At 46.8% G+C, this 23,711-nt stretch carries 14 protein-coding genes; 9 read left to right on the top strand and 5 right to left on the bottom strand.

Annotation, left to right across the window (positions count from 1 at the left end):
- Positions 1–1,615 precede the first annotated feature (1,615 nt).
- From NG796_RS15095 to NG796_RS15080, 4 genes are all read left to right on the top strand, one after another.
- Positions 1,616–2,770, top strand: coding sequence for a glycosyltransferase family 61 protein (locus tag NG796_RS15095; RefSeq protein ID WP_261207675.1), 1,155 nt, complete (start codon positions 1,616–1,618; stop codon positions 2,768–2,770).
- Between the two features lie 492 nt (positions 2,771–3,262).
- Positions 3,263–4,126, top strand: coding sequence for a segregation/condensation protein A (locus NG796_RS15090; protein ID WP_261207674.1), 864 nt, complete (start codon positions 3,263–3,265; stop codon positions 4,124–4,126).
- Between the two features lie 252 nt (positions 4,127–4,378).
- Positions 4,379–5,548: an NDP-sugar synthase gene (locus NG796_RS15085; RefSeq protein ID WP_261207672.1), complete on the top strand. Its 1,170-nt coding sequence runs from the start codon at positions 4,379–4,381 to the stop codon at positions 5,546–5,548.
- A 1,114-nt stretch (positions 5,549–6,662) separates the two neighbouring features.
- Entirely contained in the window at positions 6,663–12,170 is a 5,508-nt protein-coding gene (locus tag NG796_RS15080; protein WP_261207671.1) for an ATP-binding sensor histidine kinase, read from the top strand.
- 349 nt (positions 12,171–12,519) lie between these two features.
- Here the strand turns inward: NG796_RS15080 and speA are convergent, their stop codons facing one another.
- A complete protein-coding gene (gene speA / locus NG796_RS15075; RefSeq protein ID WP_261207670.1) occupies positions 12,520–14,532 on the bottom strand; it encodes a biosynthetic arginine decarboxylase in 2,013 nt (670 codons plus the stop codon).
- A 308-nt stretch (positions 14,533–14,840) separates the two neighbouring features.
- Between speA and ndk the strand changes: the two genes are divergently transcribed.
- On the top strand, positions 14,841–15,290 hold the full coding sequence (gene ndk / locus NG796_RS15070) for a nucleoside-diphosphate kinase (RefSeq protein ID WP_254566513.1): 450 nt from the start codon (positions 14,841–14,843) through the stop codon (positions 15,288–15,290).
- Positions 15,291–15,393: 103 nt separating this feature from the next.
- On the opposite strand, the gene NG796_RS15065 is transcribed toward ndk, so the two are convergent.
- The gene (locus NG796_RS15065; RefSeq protein ID WP_261207669.1) at positions 15,394–16,164 is read right to left on the bottom strand and encodes a TerC family protein; all 771 of its coding nucleotides are present in this window, start codon (positions 16,162–16,164) and stop codon (positions 15,394–15,396) included.
- A 663-nt stretch (positions 16,165–16,827) separates the two neighbouring features.
- Between NG796_RS15065 and psaM the strand changes: the two genes are divergently transcribed.
- Together psaM and NG796_RS15055 are read left to right on the top strand one after the other, a co-directional pair.
- Positions 16,828–16,923: a photosystem I reaction center subunit XII gene (gene psaM, locus NG796_RS15060; protein WP_207090475.1), complete on the top strand. Its 96-nt coding sequence runs from the start codon at positions 16,828–16,830 to the stop codon at positions 16,921–16,923.
- A 358-nt stretch (positions 16,924–17,281) separates the two neighbouring features.
- The gene (locus NG796_RS15055; protein WP_261207668.1) at positions 17,282–17,659 is read left to right on the top strand and encodes a hypothetical protein; all 378 of its coding nucleotides are present in this window, start codon (positions 17,282–17,284) and stop codon (positions 17,657–17,659) included.
- A gap of 172 nt (positions 17,660–17,831) precedes the next feature.
- Here NG796_RS15055 and NG796_RS15050 read toward each other — a convergent pair whose 3' ends face one another.
- Together NG796_RS15050 and ctpA are read right to left on the bottom strand one after the other, a co-directional pair.
- Entirely contained in the window at positions 17,832–18,617 is a 786-nt protein-coding gene (locus NG796_RS15050; RefSeq protein WP_261207667.1) for a tetratricopeptide repeat protein, read from the bottom strand.
- Between the two features lie 307 nt (positions 18,618–18,924).
- Positions 18,925–20,163 (bottom strand): carboxyl-terminal processing protease CtpA, encoded by a 1,239-nt coding sequence (gene ctpA, locus NG796_RS15045; RefSeq protein WP_261207666.1) that lies wholly within the window; start codon positions 20,161–20,163, stop codon positions 18,925–18,927.
- Positions 20,164–20,547: 384 nt separating this feature from the next.
- On the opposite strand from ctpA, the gene petB reads away from it, so the two are divergent.
- A complete protein-coding gene (gene petB / locus NG796_RS15040) occupies positions 20,548–21,216 on the top strand; it encodes a cytochrome b6 (protein WP_261207665.1) in 669 nt (222 codons plus the stop codon).
- A gap of 102 nt (positions 21,217–21,318) precedes the next feature.
- Complete coding sequence (gene petD, locus NG796_RS15035) at positions 21,319–21,801, top strand: cytochrome b6-f complex subunit IV (RefSeq protein WP_261207663.1); 483 nt, start codon at positions 21,319–21,321, stop codon at positions 21,799–21,801.
- A 220-nt stretch (positions 21,802–22,021) separates the two neighbouring features.
- Here the strand turns inward: petD and NG796_RS15030 are convergent, their stop codons facing one another.
- Positions 22,022–23,677, bottom strand: a complete 1,656-nt coding sequence (locus NG796_RS15030) for a CHAT domain-containing protein (protein ID WP_261207662.1) — start codon at positions 23,675–23,677, stop codon at positions 22,022–22,024.
- Between the last annotated feature and the right edge of the window lie 34 nt (positions 23,678–23,711).

Genomic DNA, 23,711 nt, shown 5'->3' with positions numbered 1-23,711 from the left:
GCTCCGGCTATTTCTATTCCAGGTCGAGGGCACTCTATCCCTTCTCACGGCTTGCAGGTTTAGCAGCCCCACGAGAACAGAATGCTGTAGGATTCCACCTCAATGACGGTGGAGTTAGACTGAGTTTGTCTCTACAAAAATGTTCCACCCGACAGATTACAACCGCGTCCTGACCCTCTATCGTTCTGGGGGTATTGTAAACCTGCACCTTCTATTTCAGACTCAAGGAATCATCCTAACAGTTAAGCCAATTTCTTGACTTAGAGTTGAATCCTTGGGCTTGTGAACTCTATCTTTAGGTTCACAAAAGCGTCCAATTCTCTCACCTAACAATCTCACCCAAGACAGATGAATCTCCCCAATTTTCTAATTAAATTAGTCTCAGCAAGGAATTGAGTGAGGACAATCTGCCTTCAGTTTGTAACGCTCTATCCGATTCACAAATGAACCGCGATCGCTGCTGGGGAAGGCTGATGTGACTTCACTCACAGCATCAACCCGATCACAAACACGAAACCGCAGTGAGTAACCCTAACGACACTTGAGCAATTTTAGAAGATTCTGATAATAGCAGCATAAGTCGTCAACAAATTCAGTGAAGTCAATGAGATTTTTAAAACTAGCTCTGGGATTGGTCTCTCTATCTGTCGTTCAAATCGGACTGAGTGGGTTTACACCCGTATCCGCTGCTTCCCCTGAGATTTCTAGCCCACATCAGGGCATTACAATGGATTGCTCTGTAGCGGAGCAGTGTACATTGAGAGGGGCAAGCACCATAGAATGGGAACCCGCCCCTAGCCAAAAAATTCCCGAACCGGGCATGGTCACTGCCATTATCCTCTCGGGTCTTGGAATTGTCTCTTCGCAAAAAAGACGTCCGGTGGCAGACAAGTAAATCCCAATGGCTACAGAACTGAGTCTAAGTGATCGGGACTGTCAATGGGTTGTTTGGGTGCATCCTCTTCTTCAATCTGTTCTCTTGGTGCATCCCCTTTTTCATTAATAAGTCTGGTCATCCTCTTCAAACCCAGATCTTAAGGAATTTTCAAGTTTAAAATTATCACCCCTGGCGATCGCCTCCGTAAGAGAGCGTTCCGGTTTACCCAAAAACAGGGGATAATTTTTGTCATGACTATTCCTCAGCGGTGTTTTAGGAGGATTTTTCATTCCCCTGGACCCGGAGTTTAGAGAAGCGCCCCTCATCATCCGCAACTCAACCCGGGCCCGATCAGGAACCTGGGCTAAATTTGAACCCAGCTAAGTCTCTTACTAATTTCTGAGAATCGGTCATCCCCTCATCGACCAATGCACCTGATCTGGGCAGGACTAAAGGAAGATTAACATCTACCCCTAACTGTAGGGTCAATTCTTAAATATCCCCCTTGAAGTTTTTTTCAACAGATGGCGATCGCGGTATCTCCACTTCAGGAGAAACTTAGGCGCATCTGATAGGATTTTTGAGTTATCTTTATAAAAACCGTGGCGATCGCGCTTCCCGGTCAGAGTTTGAGAATTCCGTCAAGACCAGGGTTTTTCCAGGGTGACTTCCAGAGGGATAATCAAGAATAATACCTCATTAATATCCCATTTATATCCCATTCTCAAGATTGTGATTATGCCTGATCCTATTTCACTCTTGCGCCGTGCTAAACGGAAAACCTTCGGCCAACTACGTTCGTGGTTAGATCACTCTCCGGCAGACGCTTGTGGTCCCACTGGATTAGCACGAGACTGGATTAGTTATCAAGATTATTGTCAACAAGAGGGAACGTGGCATCTTGTTTATCCCCGTTTGTCTTGTGACTGGGATCGGACCAAGACTCATAATTGGGGTAAAAAGTCCGTTGATTTTACCAAGAATATGCGATCGCATATTCCCGAAACAGGAGTCATTGAAATCCCCAAAGGTCAGGTGATGGATATTCAGGGTTATACCTTCACGAGCAGTAATCTGTTTCTCCCTGACTTATCCTATCATCGCAATCGATTGGAGTATGCTCATTTACCTCGTGAAAAATACCCCATTGAATCCATTACTGGCACTTGTTTTTCATTAATGACTAATGCCTCCAATAATTACTGTCATTTTTTACTAGAATCATTGCCCCGTCTGCATTTATTTGAAAAGGCAGGATTTAGTTTAAAGGAAGTAGATTGGATTTTAGCTCCTAAGCCGATTTCAGAAAATGCTTGGAATATTTTTAGAAAACTGGGAATTGATGAGTCTAAATGTATTTGGTCTCAGCGTCAAAAAGGAATCCAACCGGATCTTTTAATTGCAACGACTCACCCCGGCTTACAGGCCCATTATCCTCGTTGGGTTGTCGATTTTATGCAGCAGCTTGTCAAACTCAAACCCAGTCAGCCGCAACGGCGTTTGTACATACCGCGTCCAACAGGAACTCGCAAGATTGCGAATGAGCTAGAACTTTATCCTCTGCTCGAAGAATATGGCTTTGAATTATATAATCCTGATCAAGAACCTAATCAACCTCAAGTGTTTCATGAAGCGGCTGTTATTGTGGCACCTCATGGAGCCGCTCTTACAAATCTGGTCTTCTGTCAACCCGGAACCAAGGTTTTAGAATTGATGTCTCTTGGACATTTAAGATCCTATTTTTTTGCCCTGTCTCAGGTGCTCGGTTTGGAGCATCACTATCTGGTTGGTCCCACAACACATCCCCTGCAAAAAAATTCCGGTTTATGTAAGTTTGACTTTACAGTTAATCTATCTTTACTCCGTAAAGCTTTAGCTTATTTGGTGAAATAAAACCCCTCTAGCATTTTGAAAGGCTTGGAGTTAGAAGCGGGAAAAATTCTATTCTCTGGATATCCTGACGGCGCGATCGCCCCAACCTCCGAATCCCTGGCTTGACAGAATGCTGCAATAAGTCTAAATAATGGGTCGAGAAAGCGACTCAACCCTAGAATTTAGAGCAGCGGTAAAATCTTAGCGATACTGAACCTGTTTGCCCAGGTCCTCCAGTTCAAGGATCTCATCACCCCGATTCATTAAGAGTAGACCTTCTGGGCATCTCGGCATCTGTGGACCCCAGGTCAGGGCATCAGAATTAATTAACGGATCAAGCTTTTATCAAGGGTTGCCAATCGTTTAAACCGCTATTTTCACGGGGAAAACTCGGTTGCGTTGAGCTTCACCTGGCAACCCCACCAAGGGGCAGGCCAGTCTTTAACAATGATATAATCAAACGGTTGAACACCCACGCTGCACCCACTTTAATTTTTAAAATCAAAAAGGGATATGACTGGTTCTTTAGCTCAAAATGCGATCTCACTCCTCATCGAGTTGGCACAAACTGGAGAAATCGATCCCTGGGATGTCCAAGTGATTGAGGTGATTGACCGATATCTCAGCAGACTGTCTCAAGTTCATGAAGCGGGCCGCGTTGAGCGGGAAGCGGCGTTATCGGAGACGGGACAAGCCTTTCTATATGCCTCAATGTTAGTTTTACTGAAAGCGGATGCTCTGGCCCGTTCAGAATCTCTACTGGATGACCCGAATGCCTCGGAGGAGGAAGATGGGGAACTTCTGGATCCGATGGATGGGGAAGGACAAGGGGGGAATGTTCCCAGACAGCTAGAATTGCAACTCAAACGACGGGCGGTCGCACCCACGCCTAAAAAACGCCGGGTGACGCTTCAAGAGTTGATTGAACAATTGCAGTTGATGTCAATGGCGATCGAAACGCCGCCTCGCCGCCGTGCGAAACGACATGGCGGATCGAAGTCTACGGCGAGTACGGTTCGGGCACTAACGGAGTTAGCGGAACAAGAAAATATCTCGGAAGTGGCCGATCGCCTCACTCAATTTTTGTTGGCCTACGCGGAAAAACTGGACCTCTGTGAACCTTGGTTAGAATTGGAGGCGCTTTTAGAGGGGTTGATGGACCAGCGAGGCGATCGCCCTTCTGGAGAATCTGTCGATTCCCAGTCCCTCCCTACGTCCAATGACCGCGTGGGGGTCTTTTCCGCCCTCCTCCTATTATCGGCTCAGTCTAAGGTTGAACTGTCTCAAGAACAATTCTACGGAGACCTAAAAATCCGGGCGATCGTTGATGCAGTCCCCCTCGATAGCCCACCTACTTTAAATGAGGCAATGGTCTAACCCGATACGGTTCCTCTGAACCGGACCACCTCCGAACCGGAAGTACCTTGCCACCCACCGACTCCGCAATCGAAGCGATGAAGGGCCACAGGACTGGGAATTACTAGGCGATCGCTCAACTCCTCCCCAGAAGCCTCATTCCCAGGGTTGGACCTTGAGTTTATGATCACGACTAAAAGATAACAACTTTTTGCAATTTCAAAACATTAATTCGTTAAAATTGATAGGCTCAAGGATAAGAGAAAAATATCTATGAAAGCCATGATTCTGGCAGCGGGTAAGGGTACCCGAGTCCGTCCGATTACATACACCACCCCCAAACCGATGATTCCCATCCTGCAAAAACCAGTGATGGAGTTTTTAGTGGAATTGCTTCGCCAGCATGGTTTTAACCAAATCATGGTCAACGTTAGCCACCTCGCCAACGAAATTGAAAACTATTTCCGGGATGGACAAAGATTTGGCGTGGAAATTGGCTATTCCTTTGAAGGTCGGATTGTTGATGGCGAACTCGTCGGGGAGGCACTTGGAAGTGCGGGCGGCATGAAGCGTATCCAAGACTTTAACCCCTTTTTCGATGATACCTTTGTCGTGCTTTGTGGAGATGCGTTAATTGATCTGGACTTAACCGAAGCAGTCCGCTGGCACAAAGAAAAAGGCTCGATCGCCACGATTGTTATGAAATCTGTCCCCCGGGAAGAAGTCTCCAGTTATGGGGTAATTGTTACGGATGAAACGGGCCGCGTCAAGCAGTTCCAAGAAAAACCGTCCGTAGAAGAAGCCATGAGCACCGACATTAACACGGGTATTTATATTTTTGAGCCCGAAGTGTTGAATTATATCCCCTCGGGCAAAGAATATGACATCGGGGGTGAGTTATTCCCGCAACTGGTGGAAATGGGTGCTCCGTTCTACGGCATTGCGATGGATTTCCAATGGGTGGATATTGGAAAAGTGCCGGACTATTGGCGCGCAATTCGCGGGGTGTTAACCGGAGAAATCCAAAATGTCTCGATTCCTGGCAAAGAAGTCATTCCCGGGGTTTACACCGGCTTAAATGTGTCCGTTAACCTAGATAAGGTTGATATTAAAGGGCCGGTTTACATTGGGGCTATGACCCAAATTGAAGATGGGGCCAAAATTATAGGACCTTCCATGATCGGGCCTAGTTGCCGCATTTGCAGTGGCGCAACGGTGGAAAATAGCGTAATTTTTGAATATTCTCGCTTAGGTCCAGGGGTCCGCCTAGTGGACAAGCTGGTGTTTGGGCGCTACTGCGTCGATAAAACAGGTGCCTCCATTGATGTCCAAGCAGCGGCCCTGGATTGGTTGATTACGGACACTCGTCAGGCGATTCCTGTGAATACCCCCGAGGAAGGCAGGGCGATCGCTGAACTCCTCGAAAGTGAAGGTCGCCCTTAGCCTCAAGGTAGTCCTCCCTGAAACCGGGTTCCTACAGAACCACTCCGGTTCTCATCTATCCCTCGGGGGAGAACACCCGGTTTCTATTGCCTTACCCCCCTTTTTTTATAGCCCCACGCCTTTACAGATTGATGTTTCTCCGAGTCATCTCCCTGGTGGGAATGGCTCGGATCCGTCGGTTCACCCCAAAATGAGACCCGTTCTTGTTTCTCACTTCTAGCCCTGTGTCTCACATTCGGATATCACACTCAGCGGTAATCTTTTGCTCTTTGGCTATAATTGGGGGGCCTAAATCCCTCCAAAAAATTTCTCTCCCGGAAAGCACAGCTTTGATAATATCATACTAAATCCGGTTGTTAAAAGTCGATTTGCTCTTCAGCCTGCGTAGGCAGGATTGGTCCTTGTAGTTCCACCCTTGAGGGGGTGAGTTTTTCAGACGATCAGTACCCTATTCCGTATCAGATAACCCTTTAAAGCTAATTTTACAAGGGTTCTCTAACAATACTTGGACATTCCATCCGTGAATTTCCTTAAAGAGAAATCAATAGTTCAACCCCAGGGCGATCTCAGGTTCTATTCATTTCGTAACTCCCGTTCCTGACTGACACTTAAATTCCCCCACAAAGCGATCCCCATTAGACCCCACCCCAAGGTACTTGCCATCGTCAATCATGAGGCCCTATCTCTATTAGGGATTTGTAATAGGACAGGAAACCGCCTCCCTGCCTAGATTTTTCAACGGTAAACCCGTATTTTAACAAACTTTTATAGTTTTAAATTATAGCTTTGCTGCCACACACTTGGCTTTGGCATTAATTTAGATCAATTTAAAATTTCCCTATTTGTTAAAATTTGTAAAACCCGCACTTTTAAGCGGTATTTAAGTTTACACTGAAAGAACAGATGTCGGGTTGATTAAATATTTATTTTTCCCGATACCCCACTAGCGATCGCCAGAGCCTCCAGGGGCATTCAGACCAAGCAGGGTGCAGACTCATTCTCCGCTCTACTCAACCCCATAACTTATAGAAATCATCAAGTTTTTACCCTATTTTTAGCCCTAACATCTAGCCCAGACCCGGAATAAATCTAATTGACAGCAGGAGAAAAAACAATGCAGTATATTGAATTGCCGGGTTACCAAATTTGTGAAGAAGTTCAAGCCGGAATTAAAAATATGGTTTATCGTGGGGTTAAACAACCCCACAAAACTCCAGTTATTATCAAGTTTCTGAAAGCTGAGTATCCCACTCTGGCGGAAATTACTCGTTTGCGTCATGAATATAAAATCACCGAAAATCTGCACCTAGATGGAATTATTCAAACCTACAGTCTGGAACCTTATAAAAAAGGGTATGCCTTAGTTGTAGAGGATATGGGAGGGCGATCGCTCAATCACCTCTTAGAATCTCAAAGTCTTTCTCTTGTAGAATCCCTAAAAATTGGCATTCAACTCGCCAAAGCCCTGGGAGAACTTCATCAACATCAGATTATTCATAAAGATATTAAACCTTCTAATATTATCATCAATTCTGAAACTCAGCAAGTTAAAATTACCGATTTTAGCATTTCTACGAGACTGACCCGAGAAACCCATCAAAGCAGCAATCCCAACCAAATTGAAGGGACGCTCAATTATATGTCCCCGGAGCAAACGGGACGGATGAATCGCTCTTTGGACTACCGGACTGACTTTTATTCCCTAGGCATCACTTTCTATCAAATGCTCACTGGGAAATTACCGTTTGAATCCAATGATCCACTCAAATTAATTCACTGTCATATTGCCGTTGCGCCCGTTCTACCCCATCAGGTTGACCCGCAGATTCCGGAAGCAGTTTCGGCGATCGCCATGAAACTTATTGCCAAAAATGCCGAGGACCGATACCAAAGCGCCGAAGGATTAAAAGCCGACCTAGAAAGCTGTCTCCAGCAACTCCTCAACCGGGGAAAAATCGAAGATTTTACGCCGGGTCAATTAGACAAATCGAGCTATTTTTTGATTCCTGAAAAGCTTTATGGACGGGAGGCAGAAGTGGCTCAATTATTAGCAGCTTTTGACCGAATCGCTGGAAACCCAGCCCCCAGTCAGAAAGCAATAACCCCGGAAATTATTATGCTTTCCGGTTATTCTGGAATTGGGAAAACCCGGGTCATTAATGAAATTCATAAACCGATTGTAGGAGCTTCCGGATATTTTATTTCCGGAAAATTCGACCAATTACAGCGACATATTCCCTATTCGGCCATTGCTCAAGCCTTTTTAAAATTAACCCAACAGATTCTAGCGGAAACTTCAGAGCAACTTGAGGACTGGCAAAACCAACTTCTATCTGCATTAGGAGAGAATGCCCAAGTTATCATAGATGTGATTCCAGAATTGGAACAAATTCTTGGACCTCAGCCCCCAGTTCCCGACTTAGGTGCGACTGAAACTCAAAATAGATTTAACCGCGTATTTGAAAAATTTATCCGAGTTTTTACCCAAGAAAATCATCCTCTTGTCATCTTTTTGGATGATTTACAATGGGCCGATTCAGCCTCTTTAAAATTCATTGAGAAGCTGATGAGCGACTGTGAAAGTCAATCCTTACTTCTCGTCGGTGCTTATCGAGATAATGAAGTATCTCCGCTCCATCCGACGATGCAAACCTTAGAAAAAATCAAGCAGGCAGGGACAATTATTCATGAGATTGTCCTCCAACCCTTAGATCTGTCTCATGTCATCGAATTAATACGCGATACCTTAGGCGGAATGGACAACTTGGCCCTAGTTTCCTTGGGCAAATTACTTTATCATAAAACGGGGGGAAATCCCTTTTTCTTGACCCAGTTATTACAAACTTTGTATAGTGAAAAGTTATTAAAATTTGATTTTGTAACGGGGACTTGGAACTGGAGTTTACAGCAGATTCAATCGGTGGGAATTACGGATTGCAATGTAGTTGAATTAGTGGCCCGCAATCTACAAACCCTGCCAGAATTGACCCAAAAAGTTTTAAAATTAGCCGCCTGTATTGGGAATCAGTTTAATTTAGAAGTTCTGGCGATCGTGAATGAAACCTCCCCAGAGGAGACGGCAGCACAGTTATGGGATGCCTTACAAGCAGGGTTAATTTTACCAGGTTCGGAAGCCTATAAAATTCCACTATTTGCAGAAAATTCATTCAAGACGGAAGGAGAAACTATTTCAGATGAATCCAACACGATCGCCTATAAATTTTTGCACGATCGCGTTCAACAGTCTGCTTATTCTTTAATTCCGGAAGCTCAAAAGCAAGAAACCCATTTAAAAATTGGTCAATTGCTGCTGCAAGCTACGACCCCAGAAGGTATTGAAGTCATCGTTTTTGATCTGGTGAATCAACTCAACGTAGCCGTTGATCTGATTACCAGTCCCAGCGAACAATATCAATTGGCTCAATTAAATCTGATTGCGAGTCAGAAAGCAAAAGCGGCGATCGCCTACGAAGCCGCCCTCCAATATGTCTCCGTTGGACTCCAACTTCTCTCCCCTGACAGTTGGAAAGAAGACTACCCCCTCACCTTCTCCCTCCATCTTGAAGCCGTCGAATTAGAATATTTAAATGGGAACTTTGAAGAAGCAGGAACCCTCTTGCAATTCGCTCTCAATCAGGCCCTGTTGCCCTTGGATCGCGTCAAAGTTTGCGAACTCCAAATGCATATTTATATTGCACAATTGCAAATGCTTCCGGCGATCGAGCAGGGACTCGATCTTTTGAAAAACTTGGGGACTGAACTTCTTCCCCTTCAGCCCGAAGATAGTTTAGTCATTTCCCTTCCTTCTCTAAGCGAACTCGACACAATTCCTACCCTGAGTGATCCTTATAAACTCTCGGCATTGCGGATTTTAACCACCCTTTGTGCCCCGATTTTCTTTGCGAAACCGCAAATGTTTCCTGAAACCATTTTAACGATGGTTCAGTTTTGCATTAAAGAAGGAAATTCCGGCCTAGCAGCCTTTGCTTATGCATTTTACGGCTTATTTCTATCAGGGTTAGGCGAAATTGATGCGGGATATCATTCGGGGCAAATTGCCTTAAAGTTACTGGAAGAATTTGATACCAAACAACTAGCAGCTAAGGTTTACAATTTATTTAATGCTCATAATCGACCCTGGAAAGAGCATGGAAAAAACAGTTTGCCCCAATTTAGAGAAGGGGTACAAATTGGCTTAGAAACCGGAGATATAGAATGGGCTTGTTATTGCGCGGGAAATTATTGTGGATTTTCTTTTTTGACTGAAGACTCGTTAGAGTTTGTGATAGAAGAGCAACAAAAGTATATCGACATTGCTAAAAAAAGCAAGATAGAAACAGCGATTTATTATGGAAGTGCTTGGAGACAACTCGGGTTAAATTTATTAGGTGAAGCCTCAGAAAACACCCAATTAACGGGAGTCAGCTTTGATGAAGAGGAGATTTTACCTCGGCTGATTGCTTCTAAAAGTGGTACGGTTTTATTTATGGTCTATTTATGTAAAACCATTTTATTCTATCAGTTTAAACAGTATGATGAGGCGGTAAAAGCTGCTGCATTGACCACCGAACAAGTGGGTTCGGCAATGGGATATCTCCAAGTAGCGGTGTTGAATTTCTACGAATCTCTAAGTCTTTTAGGGGACTATCCGAATCTGCCCGAGAGCCGCCGCCGCCTCTATTTAGAGCGCGTGGACATGAACCAAATTCAGATGAAAACCTGGGCAGTTCATGCCCGGAGTAACTTTCAACATAAGTATGATTTGGTTGCCGCAGAACGTGCCCGAGTTCTGGGGGAAAATTTTCAAGCAATGGAACTCTATGACAGTGCGATCGCCGGAGCAAAACAGGCAGGATATGTTCAAGAAGAGGCGATCGCTAATGAACTGGCGGCTGAATTTTATTTCTCCTGTGGTCGCAATAAACTTGCCAAATTATACCTGACTGATGCTTATTATGGTTACATTCACTGGGGAGCCAAAGCAAAAGTCAAAGATTTAGAAGTCCGCTATCCAGAGTTTTTCCAGCAAATTTTAAGGCGGGAATCGTTGGAAACTCAGGGAATACCTACCCTGACTTCCAATACCACCACCACCACCGCCAGCGTCATTGATACACTGACGATTGTCAAAGCCTCTCAAGCGTTATCCGAAGAAATTCGGCTGGATAAGTTACTGGATAAATTGATTCAAATTCTCCTAGAAAATGCCGCCGCAACCAAAGGACTATTATTTCTTAAAAAAGCAGGTAGTTTGGTCCTAGTTGCAGAAGGTATCTTAAAACAAGACAAGGTAGAAGTCATGAGAACGGGGATCTGGAAACCGCGTTTAGATATACCCGAAGCCGTGGTTAATTATGTAGAACGCACTCAGAAAACCTTGGTTTTAAACAATGCCCGATCAGAAGGGCTATTTACTGCCGACCCCTATATCGTGAAAGCGCAACCTAAGTCAATTTTATGTATGCCTTTAACTCAAAAAGGTAAAGAAAGTGGTATCCTGTATCTGGAAAATAATGTCACCATAGGGGCATTTACGGTGCACCGCTTGGATGTCTTGAAACTCTTATGCACCCAAGCCTCAATTTCTTTAGAAAATGCTGGGTTTTATGAGCAACTCCAAGATTATTCCTACAAATTAGAAGAAAAGAATGCGGCATTACAGGAATTGTCCGATCGCGAGCGGGAAAAGGCAGATCAACTAGCTGAATCTTTATATCAATTGCAACAAACCCAAGCGCAATTGGTACAAACTGAGAAAATTTCTAGTTTAGGACAGTTGGTTGCCGGGGTTGCTCATGAGGTGAATAATCCGGTGGGGTTTATTGCTGGGAATTTAACTCATGCAATTCAGTATGTTACGGAATTGCTCGATTTGGTGAATCTTTATCAGCATTATCTCCCCAATCCTCCCGTAGAAATCTCCGAGAAAATTGCAGACATTGAACTGGACTATATTAAAGAAGATTTGCCGGAACTGCTTAATTCAATGATGGTGGGAACGGAGCGAATTAAGGATATTATGCAGTCGTTGCGGAATTTTTCTCGGGTGGATGTGGAGAAGAAACCGACGGATATTAATGCGGGACTAGATAGTACCTTGATGATTTTAACCGCTAGGCTAAAAGGAAAAGGCGATCGCCCAGGGATTAAAGTCATTAAAGAATATGGAAACCTACCCCAGGTCATCTGTTTTGGTGGACAACTCAATCAAGTTTTTATGAATATTATCGCCAATGCGATCGATGCGATTGATGAAATGACCCATCACCCCATACAGGTGAACGATTCCGAGACATTACCGCACCCTGCTCCTACGATTCGTATCTGTACAGAAGTGGCAGAGGAGTCAGTATTGATTCATATTATTGATAATGGTCAAGGAATGCCAGAAGAAGTCCGCGATCGCATCTTTAATGCCTTTTTCACCACCAAACCGGAAGGCAAAGGGACGGGACTAGGAATGTCCATTAGTCAGCAAATTGTCGTGGAAAAACATGGCGGAAATATTCGGTGTTTTTCTGCGCCAGGAGAAGGCACTGAGTTTATTATTCAGATTCCTTTAACCCCCCACACTCAAGAGGTTGCACGAGAAGGGATTCGCTCCATCCCATCATCCCGATAGGGGAATTTCTGATGATAAAATAGGGACAATTCAAGGACGTTGACAAGTCTTTTCAAAGTGGCAACATTTAGCCCCTGCCATCCCCTTTGGATCCCCCTCCCGTCCCCCTGATTATCCCCCTCCCGTCCCCCTTAAGAAGGGGGAAGCCGGAGGAATAAATGTTTATTTGCTGGGGGAAGCCAGAGGAATGAATGTTTAATCAATGGGGGTCTTTTGACAATAAACTCATTGAAAACCCGTCTTAAGCCCCCCTTAAGAAGGGGGGTTGGGGGGATCAATCCAGATTTTTGCAATCCGTTTATTGAATGAAAACAAAAGGTCTAATCCCCAAGTTTATCCAGTTCCGACCTTATGTCGTTAAATAGGTGTAACGACCCAAACAACGCTCGTAATTTTGCAGCAATCGTTGAGATTCTTGGAGGGTAATATTCCCCTCTTTTAACGCTTGTTCTGTCTGCTTGCGGATACTTTCAATCATGTCTTCAGAATCGTACTGAACATAGCTAAGGACTTCTTTCATGGTATCTCCCTTGACCACGTGTTCGATTTCATAGCCTTTGGGAGTCAGCTTAATATGGACTGTATTGGTATCTCCAAACAAATTATGCAAATTGCCCATAATTTCCTGATAAGCCCCACTCAGAAACATTCCTAAATAGTAGGGTTCATTAGGTTTGAGGCGATGTAATTCCAAAACGTGTTTGACATCGAGCAAGTCAATGAATTGGTCGATTTTACCGTCACTATCACAAGTCAGATCGGCGAGCGTCCCGCGTTCTGTGGGTTTCTCATCTAAGCGATGAATGGGCATAATCGGAAATAATTGGTCGATCGCCCAACTATCGGGTGCAGATTGAAAGACTGACAAATTAATGTAGTAGATGGAGGCCATAATTTTTTCCAACTCCTCCAAATCATCCGGGACATAATCAGTACCTCGAACGATTTCTTGAATTTTCCCACAGCAAGCCCAGTAGAGTTGCTCGGCCCTGGCGCGTTCCCGCAAACTCAAGTAGCCGAAATTAAATAAACTTATGGCCTCCTCTTTAAATTGGATGGCATCGTGATAGCCTTCCTGGTAATTTTCCGGATTAATTGAGTGATAGGTATCCGAAAGATTTCGTAGAATCAGATGTTCTTTTTCTGTACTCGGTTCAGGGGGTTGAATTGAGACATCACTGGTGCCGAGGACATTAAAAATTAATACCGACTGATGAGAGGCGATCGCCCGTCCACTTTCGCTAATCAGCGTCGGCATTGATACCTGACCTTCTTCGCAGGCTTCCTTTACTTCCGCCACAATATCATTGGCGTAGTTTTGCATATTGTAGTTTTTGGAAGCATGAAAATTGGTTTTAGAACCATCGTAATCCACTCCCAAACCGCCGCCAACATCCAAATACTTCATATTGGCCCCCAACTTCGCCAACTCTACATAAATCTGGCTGGCTTCACGGATGGCATCTTTAACCTTGCTAATGGCGGAAATTTGCGAACCAATATGGAAATGGAGTAATTGGAGACAGGAGAGCATATCAGCGGCAGCCAGTTGATCCACTGCATGGATAATTTCCGGAATAGTCAGACCAAATTTAGCCCGATCGCCCGAGGAACCGCCCCAGCGACCAATTCCTTTGCTCATCAGTTTAGCCCGCACCCCGACGATGGGCTGAATCCCGAGGTTTTTCGAGGCGGCGATCACCATCTCCACCTCTTCCAACTGTTCGATCACTACGATCGCCCGTTGACCCAGACGCTGGGCTAAAATCGCCGTTTCAATGTATTCCCGGTCCTTGTAGCCATTACAAATCACCAATGCACCCTCAGTTTTCAGCGTCGCGAGGGCAATCATTAATTCCGGTTTAGAACCCGCTTCCAGGCCAAATTGATGGGGTTGACCGAAGCGGACTAAATCCTCAATCAGGTGGCGTTGTTGGTTGCACTTCACCGGAAACACCCCGCGATAGACCCCGGGGTACTTGTAGCGAGCGATCGCTTTAGAAAAGCAAGCATTCAACCGCTCGATCCGGTCTTCTAAGATATCCGAAAAGCGAATCAGCAGGGGTAAATCCAGATTGCGCTGTCCGAGGGCCTGGACCAGTTCCAGCAAATCCAACGAACCCCCGCGATCGCCCCGGGGAGAGACCGTCACATGACCTGCCGCATTAATCGAAAAATAAGGCTCTCCCCAGCCTTTGATCCGATAGAGTTCCTCACTCTCCTCAATCGTCCAAGGTTGCGCCTGCTTAGAGGGATGCAACACAATTGGGGCGATCGCCCCTGACCCCCGGTCTTCCGTCCCGTTCCCATCCGTCGAGTTGTCCCCGAGGTTGGTCTCGGCGATATTTGGCTTAACTCCCATAATTTCTTCGCGGCCTCGCAACAACGCGCTCCCAGTCCATTCAATCGTTAATTTTCATCCCGCCAAGGGATATCATGCAGCGCTTCCCTTCCCTGGATTAACCGGGGTGAATTCGGCCTCAACCGGAAGAATACAATAGCGCTCTCATAACCGTGGATGTTAGCACATTGCACGAAAACTCGTGTATTTCAGATGACACCGAAGCAATGATTTCAGAAATTGGTTCCGGCTGCGACCTGGAGGAGGGGACGTTCTGAGATACGCTTAAAGGGTGATAGTTGTTAATCGTCAAGTGCTAGGAGATCGGTTTGGAACGGACATTTATCGCAATCAAGCCCGATGGAGTCCAACGCAAACTCATCGGGGAAATTATTCGGCGGTTTGAAGCCAAAGGGTTTACCCTGGTGGGACTGAAAATGATGAGCGTGCCTCGGGAACTGGCTGAGAAACATTACGAGGTTCACCAGGAAAAAGCGTTCTTTCCTGGGTTAGTGAAATTCATTACCTCGGGTCCATTGGTGGCAATGGTATGGGAAGGAGATGGAGTGGTTTCCTCCGCTCGCAAAATCATTGGCGCAACCAATCCGTTAACGGCAGAACCGGGGACGATTCGAGGAGACTTTGGGGTCAGTGTCGGACGCAACCTGATCCACGGGTCCGATGCGATCGAAACCGCTGCCAAGGAGATTAGCCTCTGGTTTACACCGGAAGAACTGGTCAGTTGGGATTCCGCGATGGCGGGTTGGCTTTACGAATAGAGGCGATCGGCCCTTTTATTCTGAAGCCGAAACCTTGAAATTCCAGGACTAAGGGTTAAGAATTAAGAATTCACCCAGGGAAATTCTTAATTCTTAACCCTGCTTAGTCCTGGATGACTTCTTCCTTTTCCTGGATAGAAACCCCTGCCTCTGCGTCGTTAGTCGTGGCGGATTCAACAGCATTTTCCAATTCAGGCTCGGGCTTTCTCAGGGAAAATCCCCAGATGAATAACACCACAATAGAAGAAATCAAGAACCATTCCGGTAGGAGGAAATCGGCGTCAAATACGCGCATCAGCAGACGCAATCCCACCAAGCCGACGGTAATATAACCGGCATCTTCCAGATGCACATATTCGTCCAGCCAGCGGATAAATAACCCCGCCATAAACCGCAGCGCAACAATGCCAATCGTTGCGCCAGTCACAATCAGCCAAATTTCCGAGGAAACAGCGATCGCCGTGGTGACACTATCCAAAGAAAAGGCTAAATCGGTCATAGCAATAATGGGAATCGCTTGCCACAACGAATTATATTTCGGGCCACTGCGCTGATTGTCTTCGCCTTCTGAGGACGTAAAATACTGAAAGACTAACCACAACAAATAAAGCGCGCCTAAAAGCTGGAATTGCCAAAAATTGATTACCCAGGTGGCGGTAAAAATCAGCGCTATTCGCAGGATAAAAGCCGCCAGTAGACCAAAATTAAGAGCCTGACGCTGAATCTTCGGTTCCGGTAATCCTTGGGCAATCGATGCTAGGGCGATCGCATTGTCTGCCGAAAGCACCGACTCCAACGCTACTAAAATCAGCAGCAGGAACCCTGTTTCAATTCCGATATTATGGGGATAAAAATCACTAAATCGGTCTAGCATTAACGAAAAATTTTCCTTGATAGCGGTCACGCAGGGAAACTGAGCCAATCATTCAGCCCTGATTTTCCCTCTTTTTGCCTTTGGGTCTCGAAACGCCCTCATCTGACGAGGGACTTGGGCCGGTCAAGCCCTCTGTGCAAGTCGAGAGCAGTCAGCCAGTTGCGGCCACCTAGGTCAAAATGGGGGGCAATCACTTGGAATCAAATGATCAGCAGTCTTAAATCAGCTTAACCTTTTATTAGAAATTTCAGTGCACCGGATCTCCCGTTTCCCGGAATAAATTCGGCCTGATCCCCCTGTGCGATCGCCCTTTTGACCCCCGAGAGCATCGCTACAGTAGTCAGCAGACAATCAGGGTAGTTATCGAAAATGCTTGCTCATTCCCCAAAAATTCGGTCCTGAACCCCAGTTTCTGGTCCTATCTGTTTAAAGCTGTACCAACGCCCTGGGATATCCTAGCGCTCAGGGAAAACCTGGGGTTTTTTACTGAACCCAGGTTTTCCCCAGTCTGAGGGACTAATTTCAGCTTTGTGGTCCCCTTCCTGGAACGAGACGGAGTAAAATGGCAGAACTATTTGTTGCATATTGTAACAATGGGTTTCCTCACGGCACGAAATAGCCGACATTAGTTAAAAATATCCGAATATCAAGGAGGTCTGAATTATGGGAATCTCTGAAACCCAAGTCCTAGTCGCACTGGTTATTGCTTTAATTCCGGGAATCTTAGCCTTCCGTCTGGCAACCGAACTGTATAAGTAAGGTTATCCCAGTCCATTGGCTTAGGGCCGGTCAAGGACCCTTACTATAGGCAAGGGGCCTTGACCGGCTCTTGATTGGGGAACCTGTTTCCGAAATCAATGCCCGAAAACAAAAGAGCCAATCAAAATCCCCTAACCGAGTTAATCTGGGGGATGATTTGAGAATTGAGGAATTTTTTGCAAGCATTTTTGAAAAAAAAGTCTTAAGGTAGGCGGTTGAGATCTAAACAAGGGAGTAGAATTCAGGTGGGATACGCGCTCGTCCTGCCGCGCAACCACAAAGCCCGGTTTAGATCCGGTCAATGCTTTTTTTTGAATTGAAACTGATATTTCAGGCAAGGTAAGGGATAGTCACTCTCATGAATGCAATTCAACCCTCAACGCCCCATTTAATACCTGTGGAAACGCGACGTCCAAAAAGACGCGGGTTGTCGCAACAGAACCAACGGCGACATCTTTACCGGGCGATCGCCGCTGAAACTACGGTGAAGTTAGTCGTCAACGCGGTGCTTTCGGTAGTTGCCGTTTCAGCAGTGATCACCCTGCTTCCGTATCAACAGTCACGGCAGCAGGATTTACAGGATATTCGGGCTGAAGTCAACCATGTTGAAACCCGCGTGAATCGCTTGCAAGCTGAACTGCAACGGTTGATGGCTCCGGAACAAGCGACGAGTATTATGGAAGAAAACAGCTATCGGGTTGATCCCAATAAAGTTCAAATTGTGATTGATAAATAAACCGATCGCCCCCGTGAAGCGTTAACCCTTAAACCGGGCTGGCATAGCGACAGGTAAAAGCAGGCTTTCAAACATAGCATAACCCTGGCATCTTTTGCCGGTTATGCTTCTCTAACTGTTTTTGCCCCAGGAAGTAGGATGTAGGGTGAGGATTGAGAGTCTAGCTTAGGAATTAGGATTCAGTGTCGGAAGACCCAATCAGTTCATGAATCCAATTTTTAACCAGCGATCGCAACCGGGTGGAAACCTCAGCAGATGAAGTGGTAGACTCGGGCAAAAATTCCAGCGCCCGTCGATAGTCAGCGATCGCCGCGTTCCATTCTCCCATCACATGATAGGTCCGGCCTCGTTCGGCAAAGATATGCCCTTCAATTTGTCCGAGTCCCAAAGCGATCTCAAAATTCTCGATCGCCAATTCATAGATTTCCATTTCCCGCAAGGTGATCCCCTGATTAATCAGCGCCCGCACGTTAAACGGATTCAGGTCGATCGCCATGTCATAATCCAAAGTTGCCTCTACCCGCAACCCTAAAGCTGCATAGCAATTACCCCGATTATTGTAGGCTTGGGAGAGTTGAGAATCCAGATCAATGGCTTGGTTATAATCATCGAGGGCTTTCTCATATTCACCCCTTTGAAAATACATCAACCCCCGATTATTGTAGTCAATTGCACTGGCGAGATTCTGAGAGACTAACGAACTCAGCAGGGCGATCGCCCCAGCATAGTCTCCCCGTTGAACCGTCAAACTCGCTTGTTGACGTAACTGCTGGGGGGATAACCCTTGGGACCCCAACGCCACCCCACCAGGGGAAGGGCCTTCCCAAGTAGACCGGCGCTGGCGTTTGCCCCGTGCAGGCCCCTTGACCAGACCAGACCCTTGATTCGCCAAAGCCGAATCCGGAGTACAGGGATAGCTATTTCTATGTTGCTGATGACCAAAAAAGCCAGGGTTCATACTGTTTCATCCTCTTCCATAACCCACTAGAATCACCTTACCGAGGTCCTCTCCAAGTTGGCTTTGCGGATGTGTCACTTTTCAATCCGGATCGTCCAGGGTTAGGGAGTGCGACTGGTCCGAGTCAAACCGGCGTCTATCACTCCCGAACGGGTTAAGGCGATCGCCCCTAAACCAGGGATTTTAAATCCATTGAATGGTTTAGACCCTTAAACCGCCTCCGGTGGTTCAAATTTGACCGATGAGAGCCCCTGCCCGGTTAAAGCCGAGTCGCTGCGCCCTGGGCGATCGGGACAACCGCCCAACCTTAGTGGACACCCGCCACCACCTTGGGATCAATCAGTAAGTCCAATGCCGCTTGATATTGGCGATCAAACTCCGTTGCCAAGCGATCGCGCGATATCGGATCTAATGCCACCTCTTTATCCGGAATGATCCCCAACTTATGGATATCCCGGTGATTTGGCGTTTCATACTTTGCCACGGTTACCGCTAATCCCGAACCATCGGCTAAATCAAATAGGGACTGAATCAACCCCTTGCCAAACGTTTTTTCTCCCACCAACAAGGCCCGTCCATTATCCTGTAGAGCACCGGCCAGAATTTCACTGGCGCTGGCAGTCCCGCGATCGACTAACACCACTAAGGGATCGTCCGTCAGTGCTTCATCGATCGCTTCAAAGCTGCCGACTATGCCTTGTCGGTTCACTGTATAGACTATCGTACCTCCATCTAGCCACAGTCGGGCAATTTCTATCCCCGCTTGTAAGAGTCCCCCCGGATTGCTGCGCAGATCCAGAATGTAGGCATCCGCCCCTTGCTCCTCAAATTCCTGCACTGTCTGGGCAATTTCTGTTGCTGCATTGGCGTTGAATTGACTCAGACGAATGTAACCGACGGAACGACCATCGGGAGTTGTTTGTAATTTTGAGTTAACCGGGTTTAAAGCAATCAACTCCCGGACCAGCGGAACCTCTTCAACCGCTTGAGTTTCGGCTCGTCTAATGGTCAGGGTGACTGTGCTTCCAATGGGCCCGCGCATTCTAGCTGCCGCTTCATCTAAGGTCAAACCCACCGTAGAGATGCCCTCAATTTCCAAAATGCGATCGCCCGGGAGCAATCCCGCTTTCTGACCCGGGGATCCATCAATTGGCGCAATCACGGCGACGGTTCCCGTTTCCTCATCTAAGGCAATTTGTAAACCCACCCCCGTTAACTCTCCAGAGGTATTCACCTGTAAACTTCGATACTGATCGGGTTTTAATAATCGGGTAAAGGGGTCATCCAAACTTGCGAGCATTTCTTGAATCTGCCCATAAGTTTCTTCGCGATTTTTCAGGGGATGTTTCAGTGCCTTTTGCCGCACAAACCACCAATTTTGATGGTTAAAGCTCTCATCTACATAGGAGTAGTTAACGATCCGCCACGCTTGCGAAATCAACTGCTGCTCTTCGCTCAGGGCCAATGCCTCTGGCGTCCACCAGCAACAGGCAAGGGTAAATTGCAAGACCAATAAAAGCCCTACTCGGAATACTCGTGTTGCCATAATGCCGATTTTGAAAGGTTGATCAAAGCTTATATCAAATTTTATGAGTCTAAATGTATGAGCTAAAGTTACCCTAGTTTAGGGAATTTGGCTATCTAGCATTGGGCAGGTTGACAAGAAAGGGCTGCGCAGCGATCGCCCTCCCGAGCACTCCAACTCTAGATCCCACCTCACTGGGCGATCGGGCTAGTTGAGGGTGACCTTTTCTCATAAAACTAGCCCCCCAACTTCAAGGCTGATCCCCAGCCCAATCCCTTGTACAGAAGGCCCAACGGGAAAGGGATTAGCCGCGATCGCTAAAGGGACTTAGATTTATGAAAATAGTGTTTAGATTATGTTACATTTTGGAAGAAACGCATTAATCTTTTCGGAACGCTTGCTGCAATGTTTTCCAAAGACGTAACGAACTCCAAAACATACCAGTGGTTTGAAGAGCGCCTCGAAATTCAGGCGCTTGCTGAGGACATCACCAGCAAGTACGTCCCTCCCCATGTCAATATCTTCTACTGCTTGGGTGGGATTACGCTAGTCTGCTTCCTGATCCAATTTGCCACTGGGTTCGCGATGACCTTCTATTATCGCCCCACCGTTACCGAAGCCTTTTCCTCCATCCAGTACCTGATGACTGAGGTCAACTTCGGTTGGCTCATCCGTTCCATCCATCGCTGGTCCGCCAGTATGATGGTCCTGATGATGATTCTTCACGTGTTCCGAGTTTACCTAACCGGCGGTTTCAAAAAACCTCGGGAACTCACCTGGGTCACCGGGGTGATCTTAGCCACGATTACCGTCTCCTTTGGCGTTACCGGCTACTCTCTCCCTTGGGATCAAGTGGGTTACTGGGCCGTTAAGATCGTCTCTGGCGTACCTGAAGCCATCCCTGTGGTCGGTTCTACCATTGTGGAACTGCTGCGCGGTGGTACCAGTGTGGGTCAAGGCACTTTGACTCGCTATTACAGCTTGCACACCTTCGTGTTGCCTTGGCTGATTGCGGTGTTCATGTTGCTGCACTTCTTAATGATTCGCAAGCAAGGTATTTCCGGTCCCTTGTAAAGAGATCCTTGCTTTACATTCATCACCCTGCGATCGCTGTATCCTTTTAGCAATTGCAGCCCAGACCTGCCGACCTTAACAATAAGGAGAGGATTCTCAAAGATGTCTATTTTGAAAAAGCCGGATCTGAGCGATCCGAAGTTGCGGGCTAAATTGGCGATGGGGATGGGCCATAACTATTATGGCGAACCCGCTTGGCCCAATGACCTGCTATATGTCTTCCCTGTGGTTATTCTCGGGACGATCGCCCTGTGTGTTGGATTAGGTGTTTTAGACCCCGCAATGGTCGGAGAACCCGCTGACCCCTTTGCGACCCCTCTGGAAATTCTTCCCGAATGGTATCTGTGGCCTTCGTTCCAGATGCTGCGTGTCGTTCCTAACAAACTGTTAGGAATTGCATTGATGGGTGGGATTCCCGTTGGTTTGATGGTTATTCCCTTTATTGAGAATGTCAACAAATTCCAAAACCCCTTCCGTCGTCCTTTGGCTACGGCAGTGTTCCTGTTTGGTACTTTGTTCACCATCTGGTTAGGAGTCGGTGCCATCATGCCGATCGACAAGTCTCTGACTCTCGGTCTATTCTAAATTTTTCCCGGTTCAATTCCCGGTTAAATATAGACGCCCATGCCGTTCTCAGATGTGCAATTGCCCCTGAGATTAAGCAGGGGCGTCTTTTCAGATTTTAGGGAGAAAAGTCTATAAAAACCCGTACCCTCAAGGGTGTGTCTCTTGGGAAGAAACCGGGTTTCTTGTTCCTGATTTCTACAATGGTATCCAAGGTTGAAAAGGGCAGCGAATGCTTATATTACCCCTTTTCTCCGGTGTCGTGCGATCGCCATTCGTCAATGGCAAACTCTAAGGTTTGACCCTGGGAACTGCCAAATTTTAATAAAATCCCTGATTCTAATTTCACTTCCTGATGGTGGACTTTTTGCCAACCATTACTACTTTTAATCAAAGTCCCATACCGAGAAAAGTCCCTCAGAAAATAAGCTGGGGCCGAACCCGTACCCGACATATCCCGATAAAAAATTTCGGCGTGTCGTTGGGACACCCACCGTTCCTGAATCACCAGGTCATTTTGAGACCGACGACCCACCCGCATGAGGCCCCCCCGAATCGGCCAGACTTGATTGCTGATATCAAGCGATCGCAAATAAGCCAGACTAATTAAAGGCCGAATCCCCGAGGGTGTGTTTTCGGGAAGTTCGGTCTCCAGATAGTCTAAGGGTTGGATTAATTCCCCATTGAACTCGGGATGCATATAGAGAACCGGCAAGGTCCAGGCAGGTTGATTAAATTTATAAACTGTTAATAACTGCTGTCGGGCGACTGCCACAGCGCGATCAATGGACATTCGGTCTGCTAGGGCGCTGGTAAAGGCTTGAATAAAACTTAAGGCTTCTTCATCGGTAATGGAGTCACGCATTCCCAATACTGCCGGGACGCCATGATGAATGAGGACCTCAGCTAGACTACTGCGCGGAATTGCTTGTTCATTTTGGCGATCGCTTTGAGCACCCCAGCACGCATTAAACACCGCTAAAGTCACCTCTGAACGGACCAGCACTTGAGCTAATTCCGTCCCACTCATAGGGGTCTGGCTGCGTAATAATAGCTGCCCGCCCGCAGGGGCACAGATACCGTGACCCGCATAAAAGAAAATATTATAATTGCCCGTTTCCAGGTTTTCGATCAGTTCGCTGGGAGTGGGTTGGATTAAGGTATCCACATGGCAGGATACCGGGAGGATATTATCCCCGGAGTTTCGGTTGCGATCGCTCTGTTCCAGGACCTGCGCTAAGGCTTGGGCTTCTTTTTGCAGTTGGAGGCGGTTTTGTGCCTGGGAGGGATGACTGGGGGTCTCAACTTCTTCCCCTAAGACTAATAAAATTTTTAAAGCTTGTCGGGTTGAACGAATCGCCAGGGGGTCTACATCACTGGTGGTCCGGCTAAATCGCAATTGGGGATTCAGGCAAATGGTGGGTTTACCTGGACGGGGTTGCATCAGTTCCCAAGGCAATGCAATGAGTTCGGGGTCCCGAATTTCTAACTGGATCCGGAGGGGACGGTCTTGACCCATTGCGATCCCCATGCTTTGGGCGTAGCTATTTTGAAGGGCTTCCCCAAATAGCCAATCCCAAAGCTGGAGTCCTAACTGCTGCATTAGTCGCGCACTATAACTGGCGGGAGACTGACTGCTGCTGGGGGTGAGCATGGATAAGGCGTTATCTGGGGAGGAAGGCAGCAGATTCCAAACTGAGGGCAAGGGCTGTAGGGAAAATAGCTGATGCCACGCTTGCCAGGTTTGGGTGAGGCTATCCGGCCAGGGACAGTCATAATGAACGTAGCCACCGGGATAGGGGGCTTTCAGAACCCAGATGGCAAAGTGTTTGGCATCAGAGTTGGTATTTAAGGGCGCGATCGCGATGCTCAGGCAAGGAATCTCAGACCAAGACATTCAGAACACTGGCTCTAATATGAAAGGGGCTTTT

This window comes from Laspinema sp. D2d, assembly GCF_025370755.1.
Classification (GTDB): domain Bacteria; phylum Cyanobacteriota; class Cyanobacteriia; order Cyanobacteriales; family Laspinemataceae; genus Laspinema.
The sequence above is the reverse complement of the archived record's forward strand: the minus strand, read 5'-3'. Positions and strand labels throughout refer to the sequence as shown.

Excerpts from the sequence above, each read along its gene's own strand:
- NG796_RS15095 (WP_261207675.1), top strand. The coding sequence starts at position 1,616 with ATGCCTGATCCTATTTCACTCTTGCGCCGTGCTAAACGGAAAACCTTC.
- NG796_RS15090 (WP_261207674.1), top strand. The coding sequence starts at position 3,263 with ATGACTGGTTCTTTAGCTCAAAATGCGATCTCACTCCTCATCGAGTTG.
- NG796_RS15085 (WP_261207672.1), top strand. The coding sequence starts at position 4,379 with ATGAAAGCCATGATTCTGGCAGCGGGTAAGGGTACCCGAGTCCGTCCG.
- NG796_RS15080 (WP_261207671.1), top strand. The coding sequence starts at position 6,663 with ATGCAGTATATTGAATTGCCGGGTTACCAAATTTGTGAAGAAGTTCAA.
- speA (WP_261207670.1), bottom strand. The coding sequence starts at position 14,532 with ATGGGAGTTAAGCCAAATATCGCCGAGACCAACCTCGGGGACAACTCG.
- NG796_RS15065 (WP_261207669.1), bottom strand. The coding sequence starts at position 16,164 with ATGCTAGACCGATTTAGTGATTTTTATCCCCATAATATCGGAATTGAA.
- psaM (WP_207090475.1), top strand. The coding sequence starts at position 16,828 with ATGGGAATCTCTGAAACCCAAGTCCTAGTCGCACTGGTTATTGCTTTA.
- NG796_RS15055 (WP_261207668.1), top strand. The coding sequence starts at position 17,282 with ATGAATGCAATTCAACCCTCAACGCCCCATTTAATACCTGTGGAAACG.
- NG796_RS15050 (WP_261207667.1), bottom strand. The coding sequence starts at position 18,617 with ATGAACCCTGGCTTTTTTGGTCATCAGCAACATAGAAATAGCTATCCC.
- ctpA (WP_261207666.1), bottom strand. The coding sequence starts at position 20,163 with ATGGCAACACGAGTATTCCGAGTAGGGCTTTTATTGGTCTTGCAATTT.
- petB (WP_261207665.1), top strand. The coding sequence starts at position 20,548 with ATGTTTTCCAAAGACGTAACGAACTCCAAAACATACCAGTGGTTTGAA.
- petD (WP_261207663.1), top strand. The coding sequence starts at position 21,319 with ATGTCTATTTTGAAAAAGCCGGATCTGAGCGATCCGAAGTTGCGGGCT.
- NG796_RS15030 (WP_261207662.1), bottom strand. The coding sequence starts at position 23,677 with ATGTCTTGGTCTGAGATTCCTTGCCTGAGCATCGCGATCGCGCCCTTA.